Raw genomic sequence first — 7,044 nt, 5'->3', positions numbered from 1 at the left:
ACACGCGACCGGCCTTGATCGCCCGGCCCATGCGGTAGGCGCGGTTGATGTCGCGGGTCCACAGGCCGGCACCGAGGCCGAACTCGGTGTCGTTGGCGATCGCCAGGGCTTCGGCTTCGTCCTTGAAGGTGGTCACGCCCACTACCGGGCCGAAGATCTCTTCCTGGAACACACGCATTTTGTTGTGGCCCTTGAGCAGGGTCGGCTGGATGTAATAGCCGCTCGACAAATCCCCCTCGAGTCGCTCGGCAGCACCGCCAGTAAGCAGCTCGGCGCCCTCTTGCTGGGCAATTTCAAGGTACGACAGGATCTTGTCGAATTGCTGCTCGGACGCCTGGGCGCCAACCATGGTCTCGGTGTCCAGCGGGTTGCCACGCTTGATCTTGGCGATCTTTTTCATCACCTCGGCCATGAACGGCGCGTAGATCGACTCTTGCACCAGGGCCCGGGATGGGCAGGTGCAGACTTCGCCCTGGTTGAAGAACGCCAGCACCAGGCCTTCGGCGGCTTTCTCGATGAAGGCCGGCTCGGCCTGCATGATGTCTTCGAAGAAGATGTTCGGCGATTTGCCGCCCAGTTCCACGGTGGACGGAATGATGTTCTCGGCGGCGCATTTCATGATGTGCGAGCCGATCGGGGTGGAACCGGTGAAGGCGATCTTGGCGATGCGCTTGCTGGTGGCCAGGGCTTCGCCGGCCTCGCGACCGAAACCATGGACGATGTTCAGCACGCCGGGCGGCAGCAGGTCGGCGACCAGCTCGATGAAGACCATGATCGATAGCGGCGTCTGTTCAGCCGGCTTGAGCACGATGCAGTTACCGGCAGCCAGGGCCGGGGCGAGTTTCCAGGCGGCCATCAGCAGCGGGAAGTTCCACGGGATGATCTGCCCGACCACGCCCAGCGGCTCGTGGAAATGATAGGCCGTGGTCAGTTCGTTGATCTCGGCCGCCCCACCCTCTTGGGCGCGGATGCAGCCGGCGAAATAACGGAAATGGTCGGCCGCCAGCGGCACGTCGGCATTGAGAGTTTCGCGTACGGCCTTGCCGTTGTCCCAGGTCTCGCTGACAGCGAGGATTTCCAGGTTCTGCTCGATACGATCGGCGATTTTCAACAGCACCAGGGAACGGTCCTGCACCGAGGTCTTGCCCCAGGCATCGGCCGCGGCATGGGCGGCATCCAGGGCCTTGTCGATGTCGGCGGCGCTGGAACGCGGGAATTCGGCAATGACTTCGCCATTGACCGGAGACGTGTTCGTGAAGTATTCGCCGTTGACCGGCGCGACAAATTCGCCGCCGATGAAGTTGCCATAGCGCGGCTTGAAGGAAACGACGGCGCCTGGAGTTCCGGGTTGTGCGTAGATCATGATGGGCCTCTGCCTGGTCGATGCCTGTCGCGGGACAGGCGATAGACCGATGGTAGAGAGCCCCGCGCGGCGGACGAATGCGTCGTTGGCAGGGGGACTCTCGTTATTTGGTCGTAGATTCAGAGCAAGGCATCCGCGAACGTGAACCCATCGCAGATACCTTTGTGGCGAGGGAGCTTGCTCCCGCTGGAGTGCGAAGCGCTCCCCTTACCTCGGTTCATGGCCGAAAAACTGGCCCGCCGGGTTGGCGACTGCTTCGTAGCCGAGCGGGAGCAAGCTCCCTCGCCACGGTTCAGTGCGGATATCAGCGTTTGGCCACCAACGCTTTCGGCAACTTGAAGGTCCAGAGCATCCCGCCCTGGTTGAAGTCCTTCACGCGCTTGGCCACCTCGCCCCCCCACAGCGGCACCGCGCCGCCCCAGCCGGAGACCACGGAGACGTATTGCTCGCCGTCCATTTCCCAGGTGATGGGCGAACCGAGCACGCCGGAGCCGGTCTGGAATTCCCAGACCTTTTCCCCGGTCTTGGCATTGAACGCCTGCAGGAACCCTTCAGGCGTGCCGGTGAACACCAGGTTGCCCTTGGTGGTCAAAACCCCGCCCCACAGCGGCGCGAAGTTCTTGTGGCGCCAGACTTCCTTGCCAGTCTTGGGGTCGATGGCCCGCAGCACGCCGATATAATCCTCGTTCAGCGGCTTGATGGTGAAACCGGCGCCGAGGAACGCCGCGCCTTTCTTGTAGGCGATGCCTTCGTTCCAGATGTCCATGCCCCATTCGTTGGACGGCACGTAGAACAACCCGGTGTCCTGGTTGTAGGCCATCGGCATCCAGTTTTTCGCGCCGAGGAAGGCCGGTGCGACGAACACCGAACTGCCCTTGGCTTCGCTGCCCGGCGCACCCGGACGGCTGGCCTCGTTGTAGATCGGCCGTCCATCCTTGTCCAGGCCAGTGGCCCAGGTGATCTTGTCGACAAACGGGAAGCCGCGGATGAACTTGCCGTTGGTGCGGTCGAGCACGTAGAAGAAGCCGTTACGGTCGGCGGTCGCTGCCGCCTTGATGTCCTTGCCACCTTCCTTGTAGTTGAACGAGATCAGCTCGTTGACGCCGTCATAATCCCAGCCGTCGTGAGGCGTGCTCTGGAAGTGCCATTTGATGGTGCCATCGTCCGGATTCAGGGCCAGGCGCGACGACGAATAGAGGTTGTCGCCAGGACGCAGGTGGGAGTTCCACGGCGCCGGGTTACCGGTGCCAAACAGCAGCAGGTTGGTTTCCGGGTCGTAGTAGCCGCCCAGCCAAGGTGCGGCACCGCCGGTTTTCCAGAGATCGCCCGGCCAGGTCTTGCCCGCCTCGCCGCCGGAAATGCCATTCTCGACGGCCTTGCCGTCCTTGTAGACGTAACCCATGTGGCCTTCCACGGTCGGACGGGTCCACAACAGGTCACCGTTCTTCGGATCATAGGCACTGATCTGGCCCACCACACCGAACTCGCCACCGGCCACGCCGGTGATCAGCTTGCCATTGACGATCAACGGCGCGGCGCTGATGGAGTAGCCTTCCTTGTGGTCGGCAACCTTCTTGCTCCACACCACTTTGCCGGTGTCCTTGTTCAAGGCCACCAGCTTGGCGTCGAGGGTGCCGAAGAACACCAGGTCGCCATACAGCGCCACGCCACGGTTGATCACGTCGCAGCAAGGGCGGATGTCATCGGGCAGGCGCGCATCGTATTGCCACAGTTTCTTGCCGGTGCGCGCATCCACCGCGAACACCCGTGAATAAGAACCGGTGAGGTACATCACCCCGTCCTTGATCATCGGCTGGGCTTGCTGGCCGCGCTGCTTTTCGCCACCGAAGGAAAACGCCCAGACCGGCCGCAGGTCCTTGACGTTGTCGGTGTTGAGGGTGTCGAGCGGGCTATAGCGCTGGCCCTGGACGCCCAGGCCGTTGGTCACGATCTGCTCGGGGTTCTTCGGGTCCTGGAGAATTTCCTGATCGGTCACGGCTGCAAGGACCGAACCGGACAGCAGCATGGCACTGAGCAGCAGGCTCACGGCGAACGGTTGGCGACGTGCGGGTTGACTCATGACGGCTACCTCTGCGGTTATTGTTATACCCGGGAAATTTTCCCGGTCTGTCGCAGATTCTTGGCCCCAGGGCCGCTGGCAACAATTGCCCGCAGTGTTGAGTTTTCTAGTTCCTTGGTACATGTCAAAGGCGGCTTGGTCGGCCAACGCAACGCCCCCGTGGAGAGGGAATGAGCAACTGCTCCCTCTTATTTGAGCACCCTGACGTTTGTGCGGCGGTCTCGTCGGTAAAAAACCACAACTTCTTGGGCATCTGTCCAATGCAGTCTGCTTAAGGTCTTTCTATCCACGCGCAAGTACTTTATGCGTGAGCTCGGTTACGTTCCTTCACCAATGTAGCAACCTCTTGAAATGTGGCTGATTGCAGTCTAGCGCGATACGGATTCAACTATTTCCGGGGCGATGCCCTCAAGGAAAATAAGTCAAGTATTTATCGCGAATTCGGTTTTGCTCTGCAACCAAACCAGACTCAGACCTCGCTTTCAGTGCATACAATCGCAGCCTAAGTTTATATGCATCAACTATTTCCTCGTCGAACTTTAGACTGTTGTCTTCTAGGGCGTCTGCAAGATACTCGTTTCTATCCGGTAACACCTTCTTCTCCAAATGTTCGAAGATACCACGATGCTTAGTTTGTTCGATGGCCGCTTGGCGCTGCATCGGCTCTAAATGAGGTTCTAGGATTTTGCCTGCCAGTGAAGAAAACGGATGGTTTTCAGGGCGCGCCGCCTTATAAGCAAGGTTATCAAGTCGGATTCCGGTTTGTGGCGTGGTGTTTTTTTGGGGGCCGCCCCCCGGGTTCAATACCTTGTTATCTGCTTGGAAGAGCTGCCTCTGAGCATCACGTTTAATCTCCTCAATCTCTTCATCTAAAGCGTTAATTCTTTTTAACGCACGTTTTCCTTTAAAGCTGGTGACCCCTTTCTTTGTCCAAAGACCTTCACCCACGTGCGTTGTTTTCAGGCCTAACCATTCCAGTGGGTTGTTCCCTGTAGGATCGCATCTATTAATCGGGTCGCCCAAGCAGTATGCATATCCATTTAGTCCACCTTCCCCAAACGGACTAAAACTGTCTGGACTGTTAAATCGCATCAACACCGGGCTGAACGCCCGACGCCCATTACCCAATAAATAATGCCCGGTCACCGGATCCGCTCGTTCGCCGTTGAACCCCAGCAAACTGGCTATACCGCGTTCAATGGGGCGATGGCCGTAAGGTGAATAGGCGATAGGTTGTCGCTGGCTGTTTTCACTGAGCGTGTGCAACACCGACCGCTGGCAATCGGTTATCAGCAGCGCAGTGTCAAACTTAACGCCATGACACTGTTGCGCGAGTAGCTGGTCGTTGTATTGGAATATTGAATTTTTTATCGTGCCTCGAATCTCTGTGACCAGGCGCTTTCTGCAGTAGAAACGCTGTGATTCAGGCCCGTTCAGCAACGTACAGCCGATCAAACGGTCGAGCGGGTCGTAATGGTATCGACAGAGCAACGATTCGTGTTGGGTAGGCATAGGATGACACCTAGTAAGTTTTGACGTGCAACTGAAGGGTAGTGGGTACTGCATCAGGCGACTACTAACAGAACTGTTAGGTTAGCGAATTGGAACACCGCGCTTTTGGATGCTTCAGGCAGCTGCGCAGCCCTGCGGGAGCAAGCCTTCATGAAAAAAATCACAACCTGCTGATTTTTAAAAAACTCTGCTAAACACAGTTCGGCAATGTGGCCTCAGTTAGGCGAGCACCTCCCTTTGTGGCGAGGGGATTTATCCCCGCTGGCTGCGCAGCAGCCCCATGAGCCCGTCCAGTCACCCCGATAGTCGGCAGAAGATAGAGGGCCGCTTCGCGCCCCAGCGGGGATAAATCCCCTCGCCACAGAGGATTTGCTCAGCCAACGGTCATTGGGCGTCCACCCGCTTCATCCCCGCCCGCTCATAGCGCGGATAGAGATGGCTGACACTGCGAATCAGCTCATAACGACTCAGGCTGATCCCGGCAAAGCGCTCGGGAATGGGGCTGCGGATCATCTCGGCCATGTCATCGCCCCGCGCCGCGCCGTCGCGCATCAGTTGGTCGAGCCAGCCCAGGTAATCGCGCATCTGCGCAAAGGGTTGGGCGCCGGTCGCCACTGGGCCGTGGCCGGGCACGATCTGTTTCCAGGGCAAGGCCTGCAAGGTGTCGAGGTCCTGGAGCCAGACCTCCAGCCCCGGGCTGTTGGGGGTGGTCAGGGCGCGTTCGTAGAACACCAGGTCGCCGGCGAACAGCACGCCCGTGGTTTCGTCGAGGATCGCCAGGTCGGCCCCGGTGTGTCCGGCCAGTTGCAGCAGCCGCAACGCGTGATTGCCCACCTTGAGCACACCGGGCGTCAACGCTTGGGTGGGCAGCACCACCTCGGTGCCGCGCATCCAGTCGCCCACCAGCCGGTACATGTTCTCCGCCATGGCGTCGCCCTGCTGGCGCAGCAGGTCCGTGGTCCCGGCCAAGGCGCCGATGGGGACGTCGCTGAAGGCCTGGTTGCCCAGTACGTGATCGGGATGATGATGGGTCAGCAGGACCTGGATCACCGGCTTATCCGTCGTTGCCGCAATGACCTGGCGCAGGGCTTCGCCGTAGCGCTTCGACGGCCCGGTGTCGATCACCACCACGCCGGCATCGGTGACGATGAACGCGGTGTTGACGATGTTGCCGCCGTTGGCCTTGGCAAAATTCTCGGTGCTGCCTTCCAGCAGCCAGGTGCCTTCGGCGATCTGCCGGGGCTTGAGCGCGTAGTCCGTCCCGGCCCACGTCGGCCAGCACAGGCTCAGGAACATCAGCAACAACCAGCGCATGGCGCGCTCCTTGTGGTCAGGGGATCGCCGCCTCGAACGTATTGCCGCTGTTGTCGCGCAGCAGCAGGCGGGTCTGGCCCGGGCCTCGGATGTCGAAGCCCAGGTTGGGGTTTTCACTGACCGCCGGGAACAGCTCCAGGCGCGCCAGCACCTGGCCGTCGGCGTCCAGCAGTTGCGCCTGGTTGAGGAAAAACTCCGGGATGCCGCTCACCAGGCCGTTATCCATCGGATGAGCGACCTGCAAGCGCAGGCGGCTCGAATCGCCCCGGGGATAGCGGGCGCCTAGCACCTCGCCCAAGTGTTCCTCCCAACCTGGCTGGGTGCGCACCACGCTGGGCGCGGTGCAGCCGCCACCGGCCGCGTCGATCAGGGTCGAGCCGACGTGCCACAGGCCATCGCGGGTCTGCACGGCAGCACGCAGCGGCGTGGCTTGTTCGATACGAATACGGATCGACAACCAGGGCAGCACACGCGCCCCTGGTTGGAAGTCGACGATTTTCGGCAACGGGTTCAGTTCGGCCCAGGCCAGCACCCGTACGACGTCGCCAGTGAAGGCCCGGGCATCGATTTCCAGTGGCACCTGGCGTGCGTCTTCGGCAAAGGGTGGCGCCAGCAGGCGCACCCGTTCATCGAACACGAACGGCGCATCGCCCAGCAGTTGCTTGTGATAGAAGGCCCACATCACCGACGGCACCGGGTCCTTCCCCGGTTCGACCGCCGCCAGCGCAATCGTCGGCAGGCCGCACCACAGCAGGCACCACATGGCCCATTTCAT

Annotated in this window: 5 protein-coding genes; all 5 read right to left on the bottom strand. The window is 60.5% G+C overall.

What is annotated here, in order from left to right:
- On the bottom strand, positions 1-1,363 hold a 1,363-nt coding region (locus tag BLT00_RS04085; RefSeq protein ID WP_092152510.1), incomplete at its 3' end, for an aldehyde dehydrogenase family protein.
- A gap of 304 nt (positions 1,364-1,667) precedes the next feature.
- A complete protein-coding gene (locus BLT00_RS04080) occupies positions 1,668-3,443 on the bottom strand; it encodes a PQQ-dependent methanol/ethanol family dehydrogenase (RefSeq protein ID WP_092141400.1) in 1,776 nt (591 codons plus the stop codon).
- A gap of 408 nt (positions 3,444-3,851) precedes the next feature.
- Positions 3,852-4,955, bottom strand: a complete 1,104-nt coding sequence (locus BLT00_RS04075) for an RHS repeat-associated core domain-containing protein (protein WP_092141403.1) — start codon at positions 4,953-4,955, stop codon at positions 3,852-3,854.
- A gap of 384 nt (positions 4,956-5,339) precedes the next feature.
- Positions 5,340-6,269 (bottom strand): quinoprotein relay system zinc metallohydrolase 1, encoded by a 930-nt coding sequence (locus tag BLT00_RS04070; protein WP_092141406.1) that lies wholly within the window; start codon positions 6,267-6,269, stop codon positions 5,340-5,342.
- A gap of 16 nt (positions 6,270-6,285) precedes the next feature.
- Positions 6,286-7,044 (bottom strand): quinoprotein dehydrogenase-associated SoxYZ-like carrier, encoded by a 759-nt coding sequence (locus BLT00_RS04065; RefSeq protein WP_092141409.1) that lies wholly within the window; start codon positions 7,042-7,044, stop codon positions 6,286-6,288.

The sequence above is a fragment of the Pseudomonas sp. NFACC51 genome (assembly GCF_900103575.1).
Taxonomy (GTDB): Bacteria; Pseudomonadota; Gammaproteobacteria; order Pseudomonadales; family Pseudomonadaceae; genus Aquipseudomonas; species Aquipseudomonas fluorescens_Q.
This window is presented reverse-complemented; position numbering and strand designations above follow the sequence as displayed.

Coding starts and splice junctions, on each gene's coding strand:
- BLT00_RS04070 (WP_092141406.1), bottom strand. CDS start 6,269: ATGCGCTGGTTGTTGCTGATGTTCCTGAGCCTGTGCTGGCCGACGTGG.
- BLT00_RS04075 (WP_092141403.1), bottom strand. CDS start 4,955: ATGCCTACCCAACACGAATCGTTGCTCTGTCGATACCATTACGACCCG.
- BLT00_RS04065 (WP_092141409.1), bottom strand. CDS start 7,044: ATGAAATGGGCCATGTGGTGCCTGCTGTGGTGCGGCCTGCCGACGATT.
- BLT00_RS04080 (WP_092141400.1), bottom strand. CDS start 3,443: ATGAGTCAACCCGCACGTCGCCAACCGTTCGCCGTGAGCCTGCTGCTC.